Origin of the sequence: Arthrobacter sp. FW306-04-A (assembly GCF_044358315.1) — a bacterium.
Lineage (GTDB): Bacteria > Actinomycetota > Actinomycetes > Actinomycetales > Micrococcaceae > Arthrobacter.
In genome coordinates, this window is sequence record NZ_CP084559.1 from 1,374,494 (window position 1) to 1,398,101 (window position 23,608).

At 64.4% G+C, this 23,608-nt stretch carries 22 protein-coding genes, 1 pseudogene and 1 riboswitch; of the genes and pseudogenes, 17 read left to right on the forward strand and 6 right to left on the reverse strand.

Annotation, left to right across the window (positions count from 1 at the left end; genetic code table 11):
• Window position 1 precedes the first annotated feature (1 nt).
• From LFT43_RS06250 to LFT43_RS06265, 4 genes are read left to right on the forward strand one after another with little or no spacing between them, the layout of a single operon-like run.
• Window positions 2–952 carry an ROK family protein gene (locus LFT43_RS06250; protein ID WP_395801664.1) on the forward strand — a complete coding sequence of 317 codons (951 nt, stop codon included), beginning with the start codon at window positions 2–4 and terminating at the stop codon, window positions 950–952.
• Entirely contained in the window at window positions 949–1,893 is a 945-nt protein-coding gene (locus LFT43_RS06255; RefSeq protein WP_395801665.1) for a 1-phosphofructokinase family hexose kinase, read from the forward strand. The genes LFT43_RS06250 and LFT43_RS06255 overlap by 4 nt, the downstream gene beginning before the upstream one ends.
• Window positions 1,890–2,729, forward strand: a complete 840-nt coding sequence (locus tag LFT43_RS06260) for a ketose-bisphosphate aldolase (protein ID WP_395801666.1) — start codon at window positions 1,890–1,892, stop codon at window positions 2,727–2,729. Before LFT43_RS06255 ends, LFT43_RS06260 begins: the two co-directional genes overlap by 4 nt.
• 23 nt (window positions 2,730–2,752) lie before the next feature.
• Complete coding sequence (locus LFT43_RS06265; protein WP_395801667.1) at window positions 2,753–3,544, forward strand: DeoR/GlpR family DNA-binding transcription regulator; 792 nt, start codon at window positions 2,753–2,755, stop codon at window positions 3,542–3,544.
• Between the two features lie 9 nt (window positions 3,545–3,553).
• On the opposite strand, the gene LFT43_RS06270 is transcribed toward LFT43_RS06265, so the two are convergent.
• Window positions 3,554–4,234 carry a histidine phosphatase family protein gene (locus LFT43_RS06270; RefSeq protein WP_395801668.1) on the reverse strand — a complete coding sequence of 227 codons (681 nt, stop codon included), beginning with the start codon at window positions 4,232–4,234 and terminating at the stop codon, window positions 3,554–3,556.
• A 101-nt stretch (window positions 4,235–4,335) separates the two neighbouring features.
• On the opposite strand from LFT43_RS06270, the gene LFT43_RS06275 reads away from it, so the two are divergent.
• On the forward strand, window positions 4,336–5,100 hold the full coding sequence (locus LFT43_RS06275; protein ID WP_395801669.1) for a CPBP family intramembrane glutamic endopeptidase: 765 nt from the start codon (window positions 4,336–4,338) through the stop codon (window positions 5,098–5,100).
• Window positions 5,101–5,202: 102 nt separating this feature from the next.
• Here LFT43_RS06275 and LFT43_RS06280 read toward each other — a convergent pair whose 3' ends face one another.
• Both LFT43_RS06280 and LFT43_RS06285 read right to left on the reverse strand, forming a co-directional pair.
• Complete coding sequence (locus LFT43_RS06280) at window positions 5,203–5,841, reverse strand: VOC family protein (RefSeq protein ID WP_395801670.1); 639 nt, start codon at window positions 5,839–5,841, stop codon at window positions 5,203–5,205.
• A gap of 220 nt (window positions 5,842–6,061) precedes the next feature.
• The gene (locus tag LFT43_RS06285; protein WP_395801671.1) at window positions 6,062–8,527 is read right to left on the reverse strand and encodes a S8 family serine peptidase; all 2,466 of its coding nucleotides are present in this window, start codon (window positions 8,525–8,527) and stop codon (window positions 6,062–6,064) included.
• A gap of 172 nt (window positions 8,528–8,699) precedes the next feature.
• Window positions 8,700–8,815: riboswitch (SAM riboswitch) on the forward strand.
• Between the two features lie 13 nt (window positions 8,816–8,828).
• Between LFT43_RS06285 and LFT43_RS06290 the strand changes: the two genes are divergently transcribed.
• Complete coding sequence (locus LFT43_RS06290; protein WP_395801672.1) at window positions 8,829–9,950, forward strand: homoserine O-acetyltransferase; 1,122 nt, start codon at window positions 8,829–8,831, stop codon at window positions 9,948–9,950.
• 21 nt (window positions 9,951–9,971) lie between these two features.
• Here the strand turns inward: LFT43_RS06290 and LFT43_RS06295 are convergent, their stop codons facing one another.
• Both LFT43_RS06295 and LFT43_RS06300 read right to left on the reverse strand, forming a co-directional pair.
• Window positions 9,972–10,352, reverse strand: coding sequence for a hypothetical protein (locus LFT43_RS06295; protein ID WP_395801673.1), 381 nt, complete (start codon window positions 10,350–10,352; stop codon window positions 9,972–9,974).
• 67 nt (window positions 10,353–10,419) lie between these two features.
• Entirely contained in the window at window positions 10,420–11,256 is an 837-nt protein-coding gene (locus LFT43_RS06300) for an SGNH/GDSL hydrolase family protein (protein ID WP_395801674.1), read from the reverse strand.
• Between the two features lie 75 nt (window positions 11,257–11,331).
• On the opposite strand from LFT43_RS06300, the gene LFT43_RS06305 reads away from it, so the two are divergent.
• Window positions 11,332–11,985 carry an alpha/beta hydrolase gene (locus tag LFT43_RS06305; RefSeq protein ID WP_395801675.1) on the forward strand — a complete coding sequence of 218 codons (654 nt, stop codon included), beginning with the start codon at window positions 11,332–11,334 and terminating at the stop codon, window positions 11,983–11,985.
• 17 nt (window positions 11,986–12,002) lie between these two features.
• Here the strand turns inward: LFT43_RS06305 and LFT43_RS06310 are convergent, their stop codons facing one another.
• Complete coding sequence (locus LFT43_RS06310; RefSeq protein WP_395801676.1) at window positions 12,003–12,233, reverse strand: RNA-binding S4 domain-containing protein; 231 nt, start codon at window positions 12,231–12,233, stop codon at window positions 12,003–12,005.
• A 33-nt stretch (window positions 12,234–12,266) separates the two neighbouring features.
• Between LFT43_RS06310 and LFT43_RS06315 the strand changes: the two genes are divergently transcribed.
• From LFT43_RS06315 to dnaG, 10 genes and pseudogenes are all read left to right on the forward strand, one after another.
• Window positions 12,267–13,340 carry a DMT family transporter gene (locus tag LFT43_RS06315; RefSeq protein WP_395801677.1) on the forward strand — a complete coding sequence of 358 codons (1,074 nt, stop codon included), beginning with the start codon at window positions 12,267–12,269 and terminating at the stop codon, window positions 13,338–13,340.
• A 98-nt stretch (window positions 13,341–13,438) separates the two neighbouring features.
• The gene (locus LFT43_RS06320; protein ID WP_265978506.1) at window positions 13,439–14,824 is read left to right on the forward strand and encodes a glycine--tRNA ligase; all 1,386 of its coding nucleotides are present in this window, start codon (window positions 13,439–13,441) and stop codon (window positions 14,822–14,824) included.
• A gap of 2 nt (window positions 14,825–14,826) precedes the next feature.
• Window positions 14,827–15,801, forward strand: a complete 975-nt coding sequence (locus LFT43_RS06325; protein ID WP_395801678.1) for a GNAT family N-acetyltransferase — start codon at window positions 14,827–14,829, stop codon at window positions 15,799–15,801.
• Window positions 15,801–17,237, forward strand: coding sequence for a YibE/F family protein (locus tag LFT43_RS06330; RefSeq protein WP_395801679.1), 1,437 nt, complete (start codon window positions 15,801–15,803; stop codon window positions 17,235–17,237). Before LFT43_RS06325 ends, LFT43_RS06330 begins: the two co-directional genes overlap by 1 nt.
• Window positions 17,238–17,353: 116 nt before the next feature.
• A pseudogene (locus LFT43_RS06335) lies at window positions 17,354–17,680 on the forward strand (ATP-binding cassette domain-containing protein); the annotation flags it as partial.
• Window positions 17,681–17,906: 226 nt separating this feature from the next.
• The gene (locus LFT43_RS06340) at window positions 17,907–18,119 is read left to right on the forward strand and encodes a hypothetical protein (protein ID WP_395803218.1); all 213 of its coding nucleotides are present in this window, start codon (window positions 17,907–17,909) and stop codon (window positions 18,117–18,119) included.
• Window positions 18,116–18,892 carry an ABC transporter permease gene (locus LFT43_RS06345; RefSeq protein ID WP_395801680.1) on the forward strand — a complete coding sequence of 259 codons (777 nt, stop codon included), beginning with the start codon at window positions 18,116–18,118 and terminating at the stop codon, window positions 18,890–18,892. The genes LFT43_RS06340 and LFT43_RS06345 overlap by 4 nt, the downstream gene beginning before the upstream one ends.
• A 103-nt stretch (window positions 18,893–18,995) precedes the next feature.
• Entirely contained in the window at window positions 18,996–20,177 is a 1,182-nt protein-coding gene (gene dusB, locus LFT43_RS06350) for a tRNA dihydrouridine synthase DusB (protein WP_395801681.1), read from the forward strand.
• A gap of 113 nt (window positions 20,178–20,290) precedes the next feature.
• Window positions 20,291–21,601: a deoxyguanosinetriphosphate triphosphohydrolase gene (locus tag LFT43_RS06355; protein ID WP_395801682.1), complete on the forward strand. Its 1,311-nt coding sequence runs from the start codon at window positions 20,291–20,293 to the stop codon at window positions 21,599–21,601.
• Between the two features lie 56 nt (window positions 21,602–21,657).
• A complete protein-coding gene (gene dnaG / locus LFT43_RS06360; protein WP_395801683.1) occupies window positions 21,658–23,583 on the forward strand; it encodes a DNA primase in 1,926 nt (641 codons plus the stop codon).
• The last annotated feature ends 25 nt before the right edge of the window (window positions 23,584–23,608 follow it).

Genomic DNA, 23,608 nt, shown 5'->3' on the forward strand with positions numbered 1-23,608 from the left:
CATGGTTCTCGGAGCCGCCCAATCCGCGGTCCTGGCCTTCGACGTCGGCGGGACGGACCTGAAGGCGGGTCTCGTCGACGCGGCCGGGAATGTCCTGGGGTTGCGCCGCGTCGCAACGCCACGTGATTCCCTGCGGCCGGGCGATGCGATCCTGGACGCCATCGCCGCACTGGCCTCTGAGTTTGCCGCCGAATTCCCCGGCCACCCGGCAAAGGCAGCCTGCATTGTTGTTCCAGGAATCGTGGACTCCGACACCGGAGTGGGGATCTACTCGGCGAACCTGGGCTGGCGTAATTTTCCCTTCGGCGAAAAAGCCACGCGGCGCTTGGGACTCCCGGTTTCCTTCGGCCACGATGTCAGCACGGCGGCCGAGGCCGAATTCCGCTTCGGAGCCGCCCGGGATTTTCGAAACGTCGTGGTGATGGTGGTCGGCACCGGGATCGCCGCCGCTGTCATCTCCGATGGCTACCCCGTGCGCGCAGGTGGCTTCGCCGGGGAACTGGGCCACGCCCTTGTTCCGGACCCCGACGGCCCCGGGACCACGATCCTCGAAGGGGTTGGCTCCGCTGGAGCGATCGCCCAGCGCTACAGCGACCAGGCCGGAACCCCGCGGGCCGGCGCCCGTGAAGTTCTGGAGCGTGCCAAAGCGGGCGATGCGCTCGCGGCCCGGATCTGGGCTGACGCCGTGGACGCCCTCGCCTTCAGCCTCAGCCAGTGCGTCAGCATCATCGGCACGGAAGCGGTGGTGGTCGGCGGCGGTCTGGCCGAAGCAGGGGAGGGACTCCTGCAGCCGCTGCGCTCGCGCCTTGACGAGCTGCTCGATTTCCAGCGCCGGCCGATCATCATGCGCGCCCAACTTGGCCAGGACGCAGGGTTGCTCGGTGCTGCGATGAGGGCCCGGGCACTGCTCCCTGCGGCGAAGGCCGCCTCCGCCACGGGATCCAGGCCATGAAGCGGGTCATCACGGTCACGCCCAATCCGGCCATCGACCTCAGCTACCACGTCGCCGGGATAACTCCCGGCGCAAGCCATCGCGTAGCCGCACCCCTTAGCCGCGCAGGGGGAAAAGGCCTCAACGTCGCCCGGGTGGCGCACCAGCTGGGCCATCCCGTGCTGGCACTCGCGCCCTCCGGCGGCGCCGCCGGTGCGGAATTCGCCGCTGAACTCCGCAGCAGCGGCGTGCCCCATCGCTTGGTTCCGGTCGCGGCGGAAACCCGGCGGAGCATCGCCCTCGTGGATACGGTGGGCGGCGAAACCTCCATCTTCAATGAACAGGGGAGCCCCCTCCAACCGTCCGAATGGCAGGCGTTGGCTGCCGCCGTCGTCGAGGCCCTCGACGGGCAAGCTGCCGGAGTGCTTGTCGGCTCCGGCAGCTTGCCGCCGGGCGCGCCGGCGGACTTCTACCCCGCGCTGGTGCGTCTGGCGCACGACGCCGGGATCCCCGCCGTCGTCGATACCTCCGGTCCCGGAATCATCGCCGCCGCGCGGGCCGGGGCGGATTTGCTCAAGCCCAACAACCACGAACTCCTCGAGGCAACAGGGGAGAACAGCCTGGAAGCTGCCGCACGGCAATTGATCGCTTTGGGTGCGAAGACGGTCCTGGTCAGTGCCGGCGCCGAAGGCATGCTTGCCTTCCACCATGAGGCCCCGGGCGGCTACTGGTGCGCACGTCTCCCGGAGCCCCTTAGCGGCAACCCCACCGGAGCGGGCGACGCCGGAGTGGCGGCGGCCGCCGTCGCGCTCGCGAGCGGAGTCTCCGACATTCCCACGATCCTGCGCAGGGCCACAGCGTGGTCCGCCGCCGCGGTGCTCATGCCCGCCGCCGGCGAGATCTCGCCGCTCTACGAGGACCTCGAAAATCAACTCATTCTCAGCTGGAAGGAGACCCTGTGACCCTCGTCAGCACACGGGAACTCATGGACACCGCCGCGGCCAACGGCATCGGCCAAGGTGCCTTCAACGTCATCCACCTCGAAACCGCAGAGGGCCTGGTGGCCGGAGCGGAGGCCGCCGGAGTCCCGTTGATCCTGCAAATCTCGGAGAACTGTGCCCGCTTTCACGGCGGACTCGTGCCGATTGCCCGCGGTGCAATGTCGATTGCCCGGGATGCTTCAGTTCCCGTGGCCTTGCACCTGGACCACGCCGAATCCGAAGAGCTGGCCCTGCAAGCCGTTGACCTCGGCTTCGGCTCCGTGATGTACGACGGCGCCCACTTGCCTTATGACTGGAACGTCGAAGTCACGCGACGGGTCGCCCAATACGCCCAGGAACACGGCGTCTACGTTGAGGCCGAACTCGGAAAGGTCGGAGGCAAGGACGGCGCCCACGCTCCAGGAGTCCGGACGGATCCGGCCGAGGCCCGCTCCTTCGTGGACGCCACCGGCGTCGACGCCCTTGCCGTCGCGGTCGGTTCATCGCACGCCATGACAGAACGGAGTGCCACCCTGGACTTGGCGTTGATCACGCGGCTGAAGCAGGCGGTCCAGCTGCCGCTCGTCCTTCATGGTTCCTCGGGCGTAGCAGATGAGACCCTGGTGGCGGCAATCCGGGCCGGTATGACTAAGATCAACGTATCCACACACTTGAACGGGTTCTTCACCCGCGCCGTCCGTGAGTACCTGGATGCCAACCCCTCCGTGGTGGACTCCCGCAAGTACATCAAGGCCGGACGTGATGCCCTGGTGTTGGAAACCGCACGTTTGCTGACGCTGTTCGCGAAAGTGAATTAGCCTCAATTTCCGGAAGGTTCGTGATGACCCGCAACGATCGACTGACAGCCATCCTTGATCTCCTCGCCGAGTCAGGGCATGTTGAGGTCGAGGATATCGTGACCCGCCTGGGCGTCTCACCGGCCACGGCGCGCCGTGATCTCGACAGCCTCGCAAAGCAACGGCTCCTGAGCCGTACCCGCGGCGGTGCAACCACGGGATCAGTGTCCTACGAGCTCCCGGGGCGTTACAACAGGAATGACCACGCGGAGGCCAAGCAGCAGATTGCCCTGGCGGCTTCGGAACTCATCGTGCCCGGGGCCGTGATCGGACTCAGCGGCGGGACAACCAACACGGCCCTGGCCCAAGTCCTGTCCACCCGCGAAGACCTGAACGCACCCTCCAACCGGCCCATGCTGACGGTGGTCACCAACGCCATCAATATCGCCGCCCAGCTTGCCGTGCGCCCCAACATCAAGATCATGGTCACCGGTGGCATCTTGAACCCGCGTTCGTACGAACTTGTGGGGCCATACACCGATGTCATCATGCAGAAGGTTGCCCTGGATATCGCCTTCATCGGCGTCAACGGGGTTGATCCGAAGATCGGCCCCACCATCACGGACGAGGGCGAGGCGATGGTGAATACTGTCATGGCACGCCGTGCCACCGATTCCTATGTCCTGGCCGACTCCACGAAGATCGGCAAGCGCGCGTTCGCGGCGATGGCCGGGTACGATTTCCGCCGGCTCATCACAGATTCCGGGATCACCGCCGAGGACAAGGCCGCGTTCGAAGCCAACGGCACCGAAGTGATCGTGGCGAAGGACGCCTAGCTCCGCCCGTCAGAAAACCATCGGGGGAGCGTTCAGCACGGTTTCGTCCGTGCTGCGCCGCACCCATTGGCTGAACGGCGTGTCGAGATCGTACTTGTCCTGATCGTTGCGGATAAGGGTCCGTAGCGCCGCGTTGCCCGGGTTGTTGAGGGACTCGAAGTACTCTACCGACCAGTGGAACCACCGCATGCAGAAAAGACGCATGGTGAGGCCGTGGGTCACCAGCAGGGTGTTGGGCGCGTAATCGGGTTTTTCCCAATGCCGGTACAGGGTTTCCATGAAGGACGAAATGCGGTCGTAGACATCGGAACCTGATTCGCCTTCCCGGAACCGGTAGAAGAAGTGGCCGTAGAGGTTGCGAAGCTCCTTTTGGTCCCCGATGTCTCCGGCGATTTGGAAGTTGGCCCAGTCCTGTTCACGCAGCCGGGGTTCCTCGATCACCCTTTCCGTGAGGTTGCCCAGATTCAGTGCTTCAAGTGTCTGGTACGCCCGAAGGTACGGCGAGACGTAGACGCACACAGGCTCGCCGTCGAGCGTCTTGCGCAGTTCCTCACCCGCGGCCCTAGCCTGCTCGACCCCGAGCTCCGTCAGCGGGATGCGGTAGTCGGGGACACGGTTGTAGATGGAAGTGTCGGCGTTGGCGGCGGACTGGCCGTGCCGGATCATGAAGATTCGTGCTGGCGCGCTCATCCCACCAAGCATAGGGTCCGCTGCCGCCCTTGCCGTGTAGGCGACCCCTCGGAGAATGAGCTCCCGGGAAAACATCAGCCAAATGCAGGCAAGATAGGAACATGCTCCTTGCCTCAACGCGCCGGCTGCGCGCCGAAGTGCTGATAGTCCTTGGCCTGTCCCTGGGCCAATCAGCCGTGTACTCCGTGGTGCAGTTGTTGGACAAGATGACTCGGGCACCCCTGTCCCAGGCAACGTCCACCCTCAATCGTTCCCAGAACACCCGTGAGTACTTCGATCTCACTTACCAGTTGCTCGATATTGCCTTCGCCCTGGTCCCCGTGGTGCTGGTGTTCTACTTTCTGACGATGCACCGCCAAACGGCAGACAGTCCTTCGGGATTCACGCGTCTAGGCTTCAACTTCGCCCGCCCGGGCCGCGACGGGCTTCAGGGACTGGGTCTCGCCGCCCTGATCGGAATCCCGTCGCTGGGCCTCTATGCAGCAGGCCGCGCCTTGGGAATCACGACTGAGATCATCCCCAGCGGCCTGGACTCTTACTGGTGGACAGTGCCTGTGCTGATCCTGTCCGCGGTGCGGCACGCCGTCGTCGAAGAAGTAATCGTGGTGGGCTACCTCCTGGACCGTTTCGGGAAGTTCGGATGGAGCACGCCGGTGGCGATCGGGCTCAGTGCGCTCCTGCGCGGCAGTTACCACCTATACCAAGGCTTCGGGCCCTTCATTGGCAATGCGGTCATGGGTTTGGTATTCGGCTGGATCTACACCAGGACCAAACGGGTCATGCCACTCGTGGTGGCGCATGCACTCCTGGACATCGTGGCATTCGTCGGCTTCAGCGTCTTCGGCAAGGCGATCGGGCTGGGGTAGGAACAACGCCGTTAAAAGGGTTCGGCCGCCATCGCGGGTGACGTCATTGGCACCCGCATATGGCGGCCGAAGTTTTCCGGGCGTTCCTAGCCCGATGCTCCGTCAGATTGTGACGGCTCCGTTGGCGGTTTCGAACGTTACTGACATGATTCCAGGCGTTCCGTGGGGAGCCATCCATTGGACCGCAACGTCCTCAAGGGGCTTCTCCACGGGTTCCCCGAGCCACTCGGTGACCCGCTCTGCCGAACCAGCAATGGTGAGGCTGGACATCTTGACGTCGCTTGGGTAGACGAGGGACGGGTGAAGCGCGGGGTCGCCCTCCCAACGGAGCAAGTAGGGTACCTGGGGATCGGCAATCAGTCCCAGGATGCCGATTTGCGACCAGACGAGTTCGCGGCCGTCCGGAAACTTGCGGTTGCCGGGGACAGCGGCGCGTCCGAGCCGTTGTTCGAACGGGCTCAGGTCGTCCACAGCGACGCACCAGCCCATCCAACCACCTCCTGTGGCGGAGCGTGCACGGACGGCTTGTCCAAAGGGTGCCTTGTCGGATGCCGGGTGGTCAAGGACCTCGACAACTTCCAGGTATTTGTGGTCAGCAAGGGGGATGATCATGTTCCGGGTACCGAAGCGCGGGTGCACTCCGCCCCGGACTGCGTCCACTCCCAATGCTGCGGAAATCCGCTCGGTGGTGGCCAAGAGGCCATCTCGTTCACAAGCGTAAGAGACGTGATCCATGCGCATGGCTTCATCTTGGCACTTTGTGATGGAGCTCTCAGCTAAGTCAAGCCTAACCAAGGTGGGATGTATCGAAAAGGCGGCTCAGCGTCACTTCGGGACGGGCCGGGACGGAAAGCAACGCGTTCGTCACAAAGCCTCCAGCACCGGCGGAGAACGCTCCCGGACCGGCAGGCTGGTCCCGTTGAGGCTCGCCTCGAGGTGGCCCCCCGACGCGAGCCATGCCTCAGCTCCCGAGGTAGTAGCCCGAAGTGTCGGCGATGAGTTGGACGGTGCCGCTCGAGTTATTGGTGAAGGAAATCGTTCCGTCAGCGCCGACCGGCGTGATGGCGAAGTTGGCGACGATCTGCCCTGGCCCGTAGTTCACGTTCGAGGTGCCCGGCTGCGGGGTTCCCCCGGCGTAGGCGGTGATGAAACCGTTGGACGCGGTGTTGGCGACCGTGATGTTCATCGCGACGGCGGAAACCCCCGTGGCTGGGAGACCACCGCGCCCGGTGACCTTGACGTTGATGGTCTGTCCAGGCCCGACCGGTCCGTTGACCCCGCCGGTACCGATACGGGTATCCAATTGCCGGAATGGTACCTGGGCGGAAAACGCCCCGGGATCAGTGGCCGCACCGCCAAGGAAGTAGCCGGAGGTGTCGGCAATGAGTTCGACCGTACCGGAGGAAGTGTTCGTGAAGGAGATGGTTCCGTCAGCGGAGACGGGGGTGATGGCGAAGTTGGGGACGATCTGCCCTGGCCCGTAGTTGACGTTCGAGGTGTTTGGTTGCGAGGTTCCAGCGGCGTAGGCGGTGATGAAGCCGTTCGACGCGGTGTTGGCGACCGTGATGTTCATCGCGACGGCGGAAACCCCCGCGGCTGGGAGACCACCGCGCCCGGTGACCTTGACGGTGATGGTTTGTCCGGGCCCGACCGGTCCGTTGACCCCGCCGGTACCGTCACGGGTATCCAATTGCCGGAATGGTGCCTGGGCGGAAAACGCTCCAGGATTAGTAGCCGCACCGGCAAGGTAGTAACCGGAGGTGTCGGCGATGAGTTGGGCGGTGCCGGAGGAGGTGTTCGTGAAGGAGATGGTTCCGTCAGCGGAGACGGGGGTGATGGCGAAGTCGGGGACGATCTGCCCTGGCCCGTAGTTGACGTTCGAGGTGTTTGGTTGCGGGGTTCCAGCGGCATAGGCGGTGATGAAGCCGTTGGACGTGGTGTTGGAGACCGTGATGTTCATCGCGACGGCGGAAACCCCCGTGGCAGGGATGCCACCCCGGCCGGTGACTTTGACGTTGATGGTTTGTCCTGGCCCCACCGGCCCAGTGACCCCGCCGGTACCGTCACGGGTATCGAGCTGCCTGCACGGAGCTGTCTGGACAAACCCGCCTGAGGGATACGGCGGTGCCGTAAAGAGTGCGCTGCTAACGTAAAGCAGCCGGTTGGGCGTGCAGTTTCCGGCCGATTGGATGACCCCGAAGGTCGCCCCTGTGGTCAAAATCGCAGCCACCTGCGCCGGGCTCCAATCAGGGTGCCTGGAGAGGAGCATGGCGGCCGCTCCCGCCACGTGGGGCGCCGCCATCGAGGTGCCGCTGAGGACGCTGGTCGCAGTATTCGATGTCACCCAATCGGAGGTGATCTGAACCCCTGGAGCATATAAGTCAACGCAGGAACCGAAGTTGGAGAAGAATGCCTGCCGATCTGACATGTCGGAGGCGGCCACCGTCAGAGCCGCCGGCACGCGACTAGGCGAAAGGGTACAGGCGTCCGTGCTTGAATTGCCCGCCGCCAAGGTTACGGTAATGCCGTTGTTGATTGCGCCTTGGACTGCATCGTCAAGGCTCGGGTTCGCGCCGCCTGACAGGCTGAGATTCGCAATCGCGGGCTGTCCGGGCTGGTGCTGCTGCACCATCCAATCCAGTCCCGCTATGACGTCGGAGGCGTTTCCGTTGCCGTGGCAGTCGAGTGCCCGAATCGGCACAATCGTTGCCGATTTAGCCATTCCGTAGGTGCTGCCGGCCGCGATTCCAGCGACGTGCGTCCCGTGGCCGGCTTCGGGGAATGATGACGTATCGGTGCACGGGGAGGCCGCCGGGGCGCTGCGGGTAATGGCGTCCCAGCCCGCGCTCACACGGCCGCCGAAGTCCTGATGGGTGCCAAGTACGCCGTTGTCCACAACGTAGATCGAAACGCCTGCGCCGCTGGCGGGGGGCGTGTAGGTTCCGGACAAGGGAAGTGTGCGCTGATCGCTGCGATCCAGGCCCCAAGGAGCACCGTCCTGCGTAGTGTCAATCCTCACTGGCGTGTCTCGCTCAACGGCAGCGACGCCGGCGGACTTGGCCAATTCTGCGGCCTTCTGGGGGGTGGCTGCCACCACTGCGCCCTTGACTGCGTGTGAGAACGTCTTCCCAACACGGACACCTTGAGACCGCAAGGATGCCGTCTGTCCCGCAACATCGGACCCGTCGGTGTATTGCACAATGTAGCGCGCCTCGCCGGCGGTCGTGTCGGGCTCGAGTGAGTCCGCGCTGATGTCGCTTGAGGGTTTCGTTTCCACGCTGGCGTGCTGGGCGGGTGCGGCCTGGGCCACGACTGGTGGTACCAAACCCAGAGGCACCATCACGAGCGCCGCTGTAGCTATGGCCAGGCGCTGGGCAAAGCGCATGGATCCTCCCGAGATTGAAATTTCCTTGCGAGTTGTTGGCATAGGCCACATGCAGACTGCTGTATCTGATTCTATCGAGTCACACGCGCATCATGCTCCCCTTCGTTAACCGGCCTCTCCGCACCCGCTTGCATGAACAAAACGCGGCCAAGTGTCACATAGATGTCATAATCTTCGTCAGAAGGGGTCCGGTTTTCCTAGACTCTTCGTATTAGGTCATGAGTGCCAGTGACAGCCCCGGCTTGCTGGCCGGCAACCCTCCTCTCGCGGCGGGGTGCCCCGGGTGAAGACCTGGCCCTTCGCTTTGTTGGCGGCGGGCAAGCGCGATGTGAGGTGTCAACGAATGACAATTGCTGCAACAGCCATACCCCTTTCCGGCACCCAGGACGGAACGCTCAAGTATGTCTCCGTGGGCGGACTCGAACTGGAGGCCGGAGGTTTTCTCCCGGACGTCGTCCTTGCGTACGAGACGTGGGGGAGGCTCAACGCCGATGCTTCAAACGCTGTGCTGGTGGAACATGCCCTGACCGGCAGCACGCATGTGGCCCGCGGTGAAAGCGACGATGAGGGTTGGTGGGAGCAACTCGTTGGGCCCGGGGCAACCATTGACACGGACCGCTATTTCGTCGTCTCCGTCAACATCGTGGGAGGCTGCTACGGCAGCACCGGGCCGTCGTCGAGCGCGCCTGATGGCAAGCCGTGGGGTTCCCGTTTTCCGCTGGTGACGCTGCGGGACAGCACCACGGTGGAGGCCCGGCTGGCCGACGCCTTGGGGATCCACAGCTGGCACACGGTGGTAGGCGGATCCATGGGCGGTGCGCGTGCCCTGGAATGGGCGGTCAGCTATCCGGACCGCGTGAAGCGATGTGCCGTGATTTCAATCGGGGCGTACAGCACTGCCGAGCAGATCGCGTTCGCCCAGGCCCAGACGCTCGCCATCCGGCAGGATGCCGATTTCAACGGTGGTGACTACTATGGCCAGCCCGCGCCCGAGGCGGGGTTGGCCCTCGCCCGGCGGATTGCCCATATCACCTACCGCTCGGCGGAGGAACTGGATTTCCGCTTCGGCCGGAATGCCCAGGGCGGTGAAGCGCCCCTCCAAGCTCCCGCTTTGGGGGACCGGGGCCGGTACCAGGTGGAGAGCTACCTCGACCATCAAGGAAGCAAACTGGTCCAGCGCTTCGACGCCAACAGCTACATTGCCATCACAGAGGCGCTCATGAGCCACGACATCACCCGTGGCCGGGGTGCCCTGGAGGATGCGCTGTCCGTGGCCACTGCCACGTTCTTTGTTGCCGCGGTGGACTCGGACCGGCTCTACTTTCCGGAGCAATCGCACGAACTGGCCAAGGCCCTGCCCGGTGAGGTCTCAGTGCACGTCATCGAGGCACCCATAGGGCACGATGGTTTCCTCACTGAGATCGGCCAGCTCGGCCCCCAGCTGCGCGAAGCTTTCTTTGGCTAACGCAGGCTTTCTTCTCCTGAATCAGCCGTTCATGATCTCCTGGCGGAGCAACATGTAGTCCTCCATGGCAATTTTCCCGTCGCTGTACTGCTGGTCCAGTTCGGCTAGTTTCCGGGCCCGGTAGCCATGGGGCGCGGTGTCCGGCTGGGGAATGGTCGACGACGGCGGAGCGGCCTTTGGTGCGGGCGTCGCCACCGGAGGCTGCGGCTCAGCCGGGATCACCACCGGAGGCGCTGCCGGGTAGCCGTACGGGTAGTTCTGCGGAGGACCCGGGTAATTCTGACCTGGGTAATTCTGCGGAGGGAAGTCCCTGATCCGGCGTTGGCGCGAACGGTTGTACATGCGGATCCCCATGGGAATCAGCCAAGAGCAGACGATGATCCAGAAGATCAGATTGTTCACGGTGGAGGCCTCCTAGGTCTTTCTCCAGCTTAGCCCCGGCCCCTGCGACAAGCGTCGTGGTCCTCCGTCAGTTTCGGGGCAAAACGGAGTCGGCCGGACCGAAGACGGGTCCCGGCGTCGGGCGTTTTGGCAAGATCCCGTCGCCGGAGGACTGGTGCCGGATCCGGCGGATGACCCACGGAACAAAATACTCACGCGCCCACACGAGGTCGCCGGAGCGCGCTTCCTGCCAGCTCCGCTGTGGCAGTGGCTTGGGCTGGAGCGGCTCCAGATTGTGCGGAACATTGAGGGAATCGAGGACCATGGTGGCGATCGTGTGGTGGCCAAGGGGCGAGAAATGCAGGCGGTCTTCATCCCACATCTGCGAGTTGGAAAGTTGCCGCAGGGACCACATATCCGCCACCACGGCGTCATGGCGGGCGGCTACGGTCCGCAGGTTTTCGTTGTAGATGGCAACCTTGCCGCGGATGCGCCCAAGAACTGACGAAACGGTGTCCGGGCCGTTGAAGAGAACCACCGTGGCGCCTTCTGAACTCAGGGTCTGTACCGTGGCATCGAGTCTCTCGGCCAGAGCATCGGGATCGCCACCGGGACGGATGAGGTCGTTGCCGCCTGCGGAGATGCTTACGAGGTCCGGCTTAAGGTCCATACAAGAGCCGAGTTGTTCGTCCACGATCTGTTGGAGCAGGCGCCCCCGGATCGCCAGGTTGGCGTAGGCGAAATCCCTGTGACCGCGGCTCAGTTCCTCGGCCACCCGGTCAGCCCAGCCGCGATGTCCGCCCGGACTGTTGGGCTCGGGGTCGCCGATGCCCTCGGTAAACGAATCACCCAAAGCCACGTAGCGGGTCCACGGATGAATCCGATCATCCGCGCCGTGCCTCACCGGGAAATCAGTGTCACTCACGTCGATATCCTGCCTTTTGCTGCAACGCTACGCGCCAGTAGCTTGTTACTCATGGGTAACTGTAAGAATAGTCCCATGAGTCAAGCTTCCGCCTTTCCCGCCCCGGTCGTTTTGTGGTCCCATGAAGAAGAGGAACGGGCTGGAAAGCCGTTGCTGGTCCTGTTGCATGGCTATGGATCCAACGAGCAAGACCTTTTTAGCCTCGCAAGCCTGCTGCCCCAGGAGTTCGTGGTCGCCTCGCTCCGCGCCCCGATCGCCACCGGCCCGGGCTTCACGTGGTTCCCGCTCACTGCGTCCATCGACTACTCGCTCGACGCCGTCAAGACCGCGGCCGAGTATGTGTTTTCCTGGTTGGACCCGTTCAAGGCCAAACACAGCTCGGTGACGCTCCTCGGGTTTTCCATGGGCATGGCCATGGCCACCTCGCTGCTGCGGCAGCGGCCGGCGGACTTTGCCGCCGTCGTCGGGCTTTCAGGCTTCGCCGTCGACGCCGATGCCGACCCCACGTTCCGCGACGCCGAACTGGACGGTTCCGTGCCGCTCTTCTGGGGACGGGACCAACAGGATCCGGTCATTACCCCGGACAAGATCGAATACACCATGGAGTGGGTGCGAAAGCACACGGACCTTACCAAGGTGCTCTACACCGGCATGTGGCACGGCATCAACCAGCAGGAAATCGGCCACGTGGGCGAATTCCTGGAGCACAAGGTCCTCACCTCCGTCTAAAGCGTGCCCTAAGAAAGCTAGGACTCCTTGGTGATCCGCACGGTTTGTCCGTTGACGGTCACAGTGTCACCCGCATGGAGTTGACGGCCGCGTCGATCGTCGATCTCTCCGTTGACTTTGACCAGCCCGTTTTTGATGAGCTCGGTGGCCTCCACGCCGTCCTCCACCAGGTTGGCGAGTTTCAGGAGCTGGCCGAGGCGGATCATGTCGTCGCGGATGGGGATTTCTTGAATTTCCGGGTTGCTCATACAAGCAATGATGCCTGAAGTAGGGTGGTGAAAATGCCGCAATCGTCCCGCCCCGCCTCCCGAAGTACTTCCGGAAGTACCTCCCGGACTTCCCTTCCCTTGCTCACCGGCCTGCTACTGGCGGTGGCCACTGGACTCGTGATTCCCCTTCAGGGCCGGATCAACGGCGCGCTGGGGGCAACGCTCGACGACGGTATCGCGGCCGCCGTCGTGAGCTTCACCACCGGGCTGGTACTGATCGCCGCGATCGGACTCGCGGTCCCCAAGGGCCGCTCTGCCTTGCGACGGATCCTGCCTGCTCTGAGGGAGCGCAGCTTTCCGCGGTTCTACGTCCTGGCAGGCGGGATCGGTGCCCTTTTCGTGTTTGCCCAATCGTTCACCGTTGGCTTGCTCGGGGTGGCCTTATTCACGGTCGCCGCGGTGACAGGCCAGACCCTCAGCGGGCTCCTCGTGGACCGGCTCGGCATCGGGCCCGGCGGCAAGCGTTCGATCACCGGTGTCCGGATCCTCGGTAGCGTCCTGACGATTGCCGCCGTGGTGTGGGCCGTCTCGCCGCGCCTCGGGGCGGCCACCGACGTCGGATCCTTGCTGCTCCCCATCCTTCTGCCGGTCGTGGCGGGCTGCCTCATGAGTTTCCAGCAAGCCATGAACGGCACCGCAACCGTGCACTACGGCAGCCCCATCGCCGCCACGCTGGTGAACTTCGTCGCCGGAGCAGTCATCCTCTGGATTGCCTGGCTAATCAAACTGCTGCTGGTCGGCCCCGGCCACGCCTTGCCTGCTGAATGGTGGTACTACCTGGGCGGTCCCATGGGCTGCGTGTTCATCGGGCTCGCGGCCTTGCTGGTCCGCAGCCTGGGTGTCCTGGTGACGGGACTGGGGATGATCGCCGGGCAGTTGCTCGGATCACTCGCGCTGGACCTGGTCCTCCCGGCACCCGGAACGGTGGTGGCACTGCCCACGGTCCTTGGCACCTTGTTGACCCTGTCCGCCATCATCGTGGCCACGTTGCCTTGGCCGAAGGATGCCCTCGCTTCCCGCGGTTCCATCCGGGGGCAGGCAGGTCGGTCCCGGAAGAAGGACAGCGGCCAAAGGCCGGTAGGCTAGGACACGCAGCTTCCTGCGCGGTGTTTACCCCTAACGACCGTTTCCCTAAGCACAACCGCGGACCGCACCCAGCGGCCCTGTAGAACATTGGAGTACCCATGGCAGCAAAATCCGTCCTCGACCAGGTCATTTCCCTCTCCAAGCGGAGGGGCTTCGTGTTCCAGGCCGGTGAAATCTATGGTGGCTCCCGCTCCGCGTGGGACTACGGCCCCCTGGGTGCCGAGCTGAAGGAAAACATCAAGCGCCAATGGTGGCAGAGCGTGGTCCGCGGGCGCGAGGACGTGGTGGGCCTGGACTCCTCCGTGATCCTTCCGCGCCAGGTATGGGAAGCTTCCGGCCACGTTGAGGTGTTCTCGGACCCCCTGGTCGAGTGCCTTTCCTGCCACAAGCGCTACCGCGCGGACCATCTCGAAGAAGAGTACGAGGAAAAGAAGGGCCGTCCCGCCGAAAACGGCCTCAAGGACATCGCCTGTGCCAACTGCGGCACCCGTGGCGAATGGACCGAACCGCAGGAGTTCTCCGGCCTCCTCAAGACCTTCCTCGGTCCCGTGGCCAGCGAAGAAGGCCTGCACTACCTGCGCCCGGAAACCGCGCAGGGCATCTTCGTCAACTTCAGCAACGTACTCACCACATCGCGCAAGAAGCCGCCGTTCGGCATCGGCCAGATCGGCAAGTCCTTCCGCAACGAGATCACGCCAGGCAACTTCATCTTCCGTACCCGCGAGTTCGAGCAGATGGAAATGGAATTCTTCGTCGAACCGGGCACGGACGAGGAATGGCACCAGTACTGGATGAAGGAACGCATGTCCTGGTACACCGGCCTGGGCATCAAGGAAGAGAACCTGCGCTTCTTCGAGCACCCGTTGGACAAGCTCAGCCACTACTCCAAGGGCACCACGGACATCGAATACCGTTTCGGTTTCCAGGGCTCCGAGTGGGGCGAGCTCGAAGGCATCGCGAACCGCACGGACTTCGACCTGACCACGCACGCGAAGGCATCGGGCACGGACCTGAGCTACTTCAACCAGGCCACCAACGAGCGCTACACCCCATACGTGATCGAGCCCGCGGCCGGCCTGACCCGTTCCTTCATGGCGTTCCTGATCGACGCCTACACCGAAGACGAGGCCCCCAACGCCAAGGGCGGCGTCGACGTCCGAACTGTCCTGAGGCTTGACCCCCGCCTGGCCCCCGTCAAGGCAGCCGTGCTTCCCCTGAGCCGCAACGAGGATCTGTCCCCGAAGGCGAAGGACTTGGGCGCCCAGCTGCGCAAGAACTGGAACATCGACTTCGACGACGCCGGCGCCATCGGCCGCCGCTACCGTCGCCAGGACGAGATCGGTACTCCGTTCTGCATCACCGTGGACTTCGACACCCTTGACGACCAGGCGGTCACGATCCGTGAGCGTGACACCATGAGCCAGGAACGCGTCTCGCTCGACAAGGTTGAGGGCTACCTTGCCGCACGACTGATCGGCGCTTAGGCGTGTCCATCGAGTACCGCGAATGGCGTGATGGCGACGACCTGGCGCTCCTGGAAATGTGGGGTGGGCCAGAGACCCTGCCGGCCCAGCAGTTCCGGCCGGCACTGGCGCCATCGAGCAACGGCGGCCAAGGCAAGCCTTGGCGCCGGTGCATCGTGGCGGAAGACGTCGTTGACGGCATCGGCATCCCGGTGGCTGCCGGCGTGGTCCACGAAGCTTCCCTGCATCCGGAACGTCTCTGGGCCTACATCGAAGTCGCCAAGGATCACCGCCGGAGCGGGATAGGTGCCACGCTCCTCACCATGCTGCGACGCGAAGCCGAACAGTCGCCGTCGGGGGTTACCAAGCTGCGCAGCAAGGTGGAGCCAGGCACCTCCGGTGCCGCTTTCGCCGAGTGGGCCGGGCTCGCGCCCATCCAGCGCTCACAGCTTGTGGTGGTGGATCCCGAGCCGTTGAGGCTTCCGGTGTTTGGCGACGGTTCCGAGGAAGCGGCTTCCGAGCAGGTTGAGGACCTCGCCACAGGATCCGTGGAACTGAGCGACGTCGTCGGCCGGTACTACACCGCTGTGCACCACTGGGACAGCCCCGGCGAACTGGGCATCCCCACGGTGCAGCGGCTGTTCCTTGACGAGCTGACGGGGGCGCACGGTGCCCTCGTGCTGCGCGCTCCGAAGGCCAGTGCTTTTGGTTCGGGCGTTCCGGCCACCCGCAAGGGCAAGTTGCACGCGTTCGCCATCAGCTATGCCCAAGGCAGCTCGGATGAACCTTCGGAAGTGTTCCTGGGCCACGAACCGCGTTTGCAGGAGGACGAGGCCCGCGCGGCAGTCCGTGATTTGTTGGCGCTTATTGCCTACCAGCATCCGGTGCTCCTTGAAGTGGATGATTCCATGACGGCTGTGCGCGCAGTCGTGGATCCGCTGCTCGAGCTGGGCAAAGCGAAGCCCCGGGGTGCGGACACCTTGGTGGTCAGCGACTAATGGGTCACGGTCATTCACACGGTCACACTGAGCACTCGGAGCCAAGCCCACGGGCGCTCGCGGCGCGCAAACGGGCCAACTGGCTCCTCGTAGCGGTGCTGGCGCCGCTTGCCGTGCTCACGATCGTCGCCATGATCGTCATGTGGCCGTCAGGGAGCAAGGCAGGCATATCCCTCGCGAGCCCCTACCAGGCTGCGCCGGGCGTGACGTTCGATACGGGCAAGATTCAGGCCGTCACGCAGGAGAACTGCTCCCAAGGTGCCCAAGCCCAAGGTGCGCAAGCTCCGGGGACGGACCAAAGCAATGGGGCGCAGCAGCAAGGCTCCCAATGCACCTTCGCGTCCACGCAGCCGGACAACGGCGGCAGTCCCGTCAAGGTGGTCATCAACCCTGACGTCGCGAAGTCCCACGGCGTCAAGGTGGGGGACAGCATCCGTTACTTGAACCTCTCCGGCGTGCAGGGCGCAGCGGCGGGCAACGGCTCGCCGTCGTACGTTTTCCTGGATTTCGTGCGGAACGTTCCCATGGCACTCTTGGCGATCCTGTACGCGGTGGTGGTCATCGCAGTCGCGCGCTGGCGCGGCTTCAGGGCGCTCCTTGGACTGGCCGGAGCCTACGTGGTGCTGGTCAGCTTCATGCTTCCGGGACTGGTGGAAGGCAAGCCGCCGCTGCTCGTCGCGTTGGTTGGCTCCACCGCCATCATGATGGGGGTGCTCTATTTCGCCCACGGGTTCTCGGCCAGGACATCCACTGCCTTGCTGGGCACCATCTTCGGCCTCAGCATCACGGCGCTGCTGGCAGCCTGGGCCACAGACGCGGCCGACCTGACCGGAGTCGGCAGCCACGACGCCGCTGCGCTGGTAAACATGTCGGACAAGATCTCCATTTCCGGAATCATCTTGTGCGGGCTCATCATCTCAGGGCTCGGCGTCCTGAACGATGTCACCATCACCCAGTCTTCGGCCGTGTGGGAACTCTATGAACTCGCGCCCGAGACGAGTGCCCGCACGCTGTTCACGTCCGCCATGAGGATTGGCCGTGACCACATCGCCTCCACGGTCTACACCATCGCCTTTGCCTACGCAGGCGCCGCGCTTCCTATCCTGATCATTGTCATGCTGTACGACCGCCCGCTGGTTGATGCGCTCACCAGCGCAGAGTTGTCCGAGGAAGTCATCCGGACGCTGGTGGGTTCCATCGGCCTGGTGTTGGCCATCCCCGTGACCACGTTGATCGCGGTCCTGGTGGTCAAGGCGACCGGTCCCCGGCGGCTCGCGGCAGCCGGCGCAGCGGGTCCGCAAGCGGCCGACGACGACGGGAAAGTCCGTGAGCTTGAAACCGCAGAGTCCGCGGACGCCTTCGAATCGTTCGACACCGGCGAGCTCGCCGCCGTCGTCATGACCAGGCGGGCACGCAGGGACGCAGAACGTCGCTAGCCTTGCGATGACATCGGTCATCCCTCGTTGGTGGCACACGCCCGGGCGGCGGACGCGGATCTGGGCTTGATAGGTATTTGATAGGTAGTGGAGCAAGCCATCAGCCAAGGAGCGTCATGACAACAACGAGTGTGCCGGCCGTCCACGCAGCCGGATTGCACAAGAGCTTCGGGAAGGTCCACGCCGTCCGCGGCCTGGACTTGACCGTGCAGCCGGGGGAGGTGGTGGCGTTCCTCGGGCCCAACGGCGCGGGCAAGACCACTACTATCGACATGATCCTCGGGTTGAGCGCCCCGGACCAGGGAAGCGTTTCCATCTTCGGACACACTCCCCGGGGAGCGATCGCCCGCGGCCAGGTGGCAGCCGTGATGCAGACCGGCGGCTTGCTGCGGGACATCAGCGTCCGCGAGACAGTGCAGCTCAACGCCGCCATGTTCGATTCCTCCCGCCCGGTGGACGAAGTCCTCGCGCGGGCGGGAATCCTGGAGATCGCAGACCGCAAGCGCCACCCATTACCTCGAAGAAGCCGACGCCTATGCGGACAGGATTGTCCTGGTCCGGCAAGGCAGCATCGTTGCGGACGGTACCGCCGCCCAAATCAAGAACCTTGCCTCCGGCCGCACCGTCAAGGCTTCCCTTCCTGCAACAGAGCGCGGGCTGCTGGCCGGGATGCCGCCCGCCGAGAGCATCGAGTACGACGGCGGTCGCCTCACCGTCCGCACCGGCGACTCGGACGCCGTCGTCCGCTACTTGCTCAACAACACCGGAGCACATGACGTCGAGGTGGCAGCCAACAACCTCGAGGAGGCCTTCGTCACCCTCACTGGAGACGACGCCGCGCCGGAATCCACGAGCATCACTTTTGAAGGAGACCTCGTATGAGCGCGGCAACAGTCGTCCAGGACCGGAAGCCATCCGCCGGCGGGGTCAACCGCACGTTCCTCTGGATCGAGATCAAGCGGATGCTCCGTAACCGCAGGACCATCATTTTCACGGTGTTCATGCCAGCCGTCTTCTTCTTCATTTTCGGCCTGTCCAACAAGGACCAGCACCTGCCCAACGGGCACAGTTACGGCCAGTACATCCTCATCAGCCTCACGGTTTACGCGGCCATGACCGCTGCCACGGGTGCAGGCAGCCAAGTGGCCGTGGAACGTGCCCAAGGCTGGAGCCGCCAGCTTCGCCTCACGCCCCTGCTGCCGGGTGCGTACATCGCGGTGAAAGCCGTGGCCGCACTGACGTTGTCCCTTGTGGCCGTCGTGGCCCAGTTCGCCATCGGTGCCTTGGCGGGGGTCACGATGGATGCGCAGACTTGGCTGACAGCCGGGTTGGTAGCTTGGCTGGGCTCCCTGGTCTTCGCGGCGCTCGGATTGTTCGTCGGCTACCTCATGCCGAGCCAGAACGTCATGCAGATCCTCGGCCCGGCCCTGGCCATCCTTGCCATGCTCGGCGGGTTGTTCATGCCGATTGAGGTCATGGGGGAGACTTTTGGGAACATTGCTAAATTCACGCCAGCCTACGGAATCGGGCAACTGGCCCGGAGTCCCATCACCGGCACCTTCGACTGGGCGTGGATCGTCAACGTGGTTCTCTGGCTCGTGATCTTCGTGGCCGGGGCCGCGATGGCCTTTCGCCGCGACACGAAACGTGTCTGAACAGGCCGCCAAGGTAAGCACCATGACGAGTCTGGGCACCTGATCGTCGGGCCAGACCGTGCCTCCGGAATGTCGATTTGCCCCGCTTTGAGACAATGGACGGGTGACTGTAGTAGCAACGCCCCCTTCGCCCAAGCTCGAGCTGCCCCCGTTGCAGCTTGGTCGGATCACGGTGGACACTCCCGTGATCCTGGCCCCGATGGCCGGAATCACCAACTCGGCGTTCCGCAGACTGTGCCGTGAATACGGCGGCGGCCTGTATGTCGCCGAGATGGTGACCTCCCGTGCCCTGGTGGAGCGTACGCCGGAATCGTTGCGCATCATTTCCCACGACGACGACGAAAAGGTCCGGTCCGTGCAGTTGTACGGCGTGGATCCCGTCACAGTGGGTCAGGCCGTACGCATGCTTGTCGAAGAAGATCGCGCGGACCACATCGACCTCAACTTCGGCTGCCCCGTGCCCAAGGTCACCCGGCGCGGCGGCGGTTCCGCCCTGCCGTGGAAGATCGACCTCTTCACCTCCATCGTGCAAACAGCGGTGAAGGAAGCCTCCAAGGGCGATGTCCCGCTGACCATCAAGATGCGCAAGGGCATCGACGAGGACCACCTCACGTACCTCGACGCCGGCCGGATCGCCCGCGATTCCGGTGTTGCCGCCGTCGCGCTCCACGGCCGCACCGCAGCCCAGTTCTACTCCGGCCAGGCCGACTGGTCCGCCATCGCCCGCCTGCGCGAGGCCCTTCCGGACATTCCCGTCCTCGGCAACGGTGATATCTGGTCCGCCGAAGACGCAGTGCGCATGGTGCGAGAAACGGGGATCGACGGCGTCGTGGTGGGCCGCGGCTGCCAGGGCCGCCCATGGCTCTTCGGTGACCTCCAGGCGGCTTTTGAAGGCAGCGATCAGCGCCACCGCCCGGGCCTGCGGGAGGTTGCCGACGGCGTGTACCGCCACGCCGAACTCATGATCGAGACCTTCGGCAACGATGAATACAAGGCCCTGCGAGAAATCCGCAAGCACATGGCCTGGTACTTCAAGGGCTACGTGGTGGGCGGGGAACTGCGCGCCAAACTGGCAACCGTGCCCACCCTGGAGGTCCTGCGCGAACTGCTGGACCAACTGGACATGGACCTGCCGTATCCGGGCATCGACTCCGAGGGCCCGCGCGGCCGTGCGGGTTCACCCAAGAAGCCGGCCCTGCCCAAGGACTGGCTCCTCAGCCGGCAAATGGACGCGGACCAGACCCGCGACATCGCAGCGGCCGAACTCGACGTCTCAGGCGGCTAAAGCGCGGCCTAGCCCGACCCCAGTGCACGCGCACGGCCCGAGTCGTGGAAAACTGGCTGCATAGGCACTGGCTGAAGACGCTGGTGGACGGCAAGCGGAGGAGGCGGATACCCATGGGAACTGAAGCGATGTCTGCGGCACGCACTGCCGAAAACGGAGCGGGCATTCCAGGCTATGTGGGGGCCGACTCGGCACGCTGGGTCCAGGAGCCTCGGAAGAACACCTACCGTTCGGACTTCGAGAGGGACCGGGCAAGGGTGCTGCATTCCTCCGCCCTGCGGCGCCTCGGGGCGAAGACTCAAGTGGTTGCCCCGGATACCGACGATTTTGTCCGCACCCGACTGACGCACAGCCTTGAAGTGGCCCAGGTAGGCCGAGAGTTGGGCCGCGCGCTCGGTTGCGATCCGGATGTTGTGGACACGGCGTGCTTGAGCCACGATCTTGGCCACCCGCCCTTTGGGCACAACGGGGAATCCGCCCTCAACGAGGTAGCCCACGGAATCGGTGGCTTCGAAGGCAACGCACAGACTCTGCGCCTGCTGACCCGGCTTGAGCCCAAGGTCCTCACCCCCGACGGCCAGCCCGCCGGTTTGAACCTGACCCGCGCCAGCCTTGATGCGGCCTCCAAATACCCATGGTCCGCCGTCGACGCCCCGGTCATCCACGGACAACGGAGCAGCAAGTTCGGCGCCTACGAGGACGATTTGCCGGTGTTTACCTGGCTTCGGGACGGCGCACCCGGCAACCGCTCCTGCATCGAGGCCCAAGTGATGGACCTTGCTGACGATATCTCCTACTCGGTCCACGATGTGGAAGACGCCATCGTCGCCGGCCATTTCCAGCTGAAGTGGCTGGACAACCCGGATCACCGGGCACGCGTGGTGGGGTACACCAAGCAGTGGTACCTGCCCCACAACGACCCTGCCGAAATCGATGCCGCCCTCGCCCGCCTCGAAGCCACGAGCGTCTGGGTCCGTGAGGCTGACGGCAGCCGCAAGTCGATGGCAGCGCTGAAGGATATGACAAGCCAGCTGATCGGCCGCTTTTGCCAGAGCGCCCTGGAGACCACGCGGGCCCACTTCGGCCCGGACCACCTCACCCGGTACGGTGCGGAACTCATGGTCGCGGAGGACACCACCACGGAGATTGCCGCCATGAAGGGCCTTGCCACGACATTTGTGATCTCCACCGACCACCGGCAACCCGTCTATGAACGCCAGCGGGAAGTCTTGCATGCCCTGGTCGGCGTACTCAATGCGAGCGGAGACCGGCATCTGGAACCGATGTTCGCTGCCGACTGGCGGGACGCCCCCGACGACGCCGCCCGGCTTCGCGTCGTCATCGACCAAGTGGCGTCCTTGACGGACGCTTCGGCTCTGGCGATGTACGAACGCCTGGTGGGTAGTTTGCCGTCGCTCTGGTAGCCGCCCGGGTAGTCCCTGGCCCGGGGTCGATCCCGCGGAGCGACTAGGATGGTGACGTGGCTGGCCTGATCAAACGTGAAGATATCGACGAAGTACGCCAGCGCACCGATATCAAAGAAGTGGTGGACGGCTACGTCACCCTCAAGGGTGCCGGACTAGGCACATTCAAAGGCCTGTGCCCCTTCCACGACGAGCGCTCGCCGTCGTTCACTGTCCGTCCCCAAGTAGGCCGGTACCACTGCTTCGGCTGTGGCGAAGACGGCGACGCCATCTCCTTCGTTCAAAAGATGGACCACAGCTCCTTCCACGAAGCCGTGGAAAAGCTTGCAGCCCGGATCGGCTACGAGCTGCGTTATGAAGACGGAGGCACGGGTCCTAACCGCGAAGAGGTCGGTAAACGCCAACGGCTTCTCGATGCCCACAAGATCGCCGACGAATACTTCCGTGCCCAGCTGTTGACGGCGGGTGCGGCCGAGGGCCGCAACTTCCTCCATGGCCGCGGTTTCGATCGGGCCGCAGCTGAACAGTTTGGGGTCGGCTATGCGCCGCAAGGGTGGGACTCGCTCCTGAAACACCTTCGCGGCCGCGGTTTCACGGACGCCGAACTGAAGCTGACGGGCATGTTCTCCGAAGGCAATAGGGGCATCTACGACCGCTTCCGGGGCCGGCTCATCTGGCCCATCCGGGACATCGCCGGAGACACGATCGGCTTCGGCGCCCGCAAGCTCTACGAGGACGACCAGGGCCCTAAATACCTGAACACCCCGGAGACCGTGCTCTACAAGAAATCACAGGTCCTCTACGGCATCGACCTTGCCAAGCGGAACATCGCCAAGGACCGCCAATTGGTGGTGGTGGAGGGCTACACGGACGTCATGGCCTGCCACCTGGCCGGCGTCGGTACCGCTGTGGCCACCTGCGGAACCGCATTCGGAACGGACCACATCAAGATCGCCCGCCGCTTGCTGTCTGACGACGGCTCCGGGGGAGAGGTCATCTTCACCTTCGACGGCGATGCCGCCGGGCAGAAGGCGGCATTGCGCGCCTTCGAGGAAGACCAGCGCTTCGTCGCGCAGACCTACGTGGCAGTGGAGCCCACCGGAGCCGATCCCTGCGATTTGCGCCAGCTCAAGGGGGACGCGGCTGTCCATTCGCTTGTGAAGTCGCGGCGACCGCTGTTCGAGTTTGCTATCCGTACTACCTTGAAGCAGTTCGACCTCGACACTGTTGAAGGTCGGGTGCAGGGATTGCGGGCATCGGCCCCGGTCGTGGCCGCCATTCGTGACATTTCGACGCGTACAGGGTACAGCCAAGCTCTCACAGGATGGCTGGGACTCGCGGACCCCAACGAAGTACTTCGAACGGTGAATGCTGCTGCCAAGCGCGCTGCTTCCGGCGCTCCCGCGACGGTGGCTGCGGGAGCTGCAGGGACCGGTTCCGGAACAGCGCCCGCCCAGGCCGGCCAGCCGGCGGCAGCAGCGCCGTCGGACGCTTCTATCGCTTTCATGCGCCCGGACCCGCGGGACCCCGTGGCCGCCATGGAACGCCAGGCGCTCGAAGTGGTCATCCAGAACCCTGCTGTCCTCGGCGGCGAAGCCTGGGGACGGTTTGAGGCCTGCCACTTCGTCACTCCGGCCTACTCTGCGGTACACACGGCCGTCCGGGCCGCCGGGCTGGCTCACGTGGGCGACCCTGTGGCCTGGGTGGAAGGGATCCGCCGGGAAGTTCCCGAGCCGCTCAGAGGCTTGGTCTCGGAGCTTGCCGTTGTACCCCTGCCGGCCAGTACGCCTGAAGCTCTCCAGCGGTACTGTCGCGACATCCTGGCCCGGCTGTTCGAACTGCAGATCACCCGCGTCAAGGCGGACAAGATGGGCCAGTTGCAGCGTCTGGATGCCTCCGCCCAGCCGGAGGAGTTCCAACGCCTCAACAGGGAGCTCATGGAGCTGGAAATGCAGCGCCGTGCTCTCCGGATGGATAGCTGAGGGCCTTTCGCGGCGCCGATTTCGT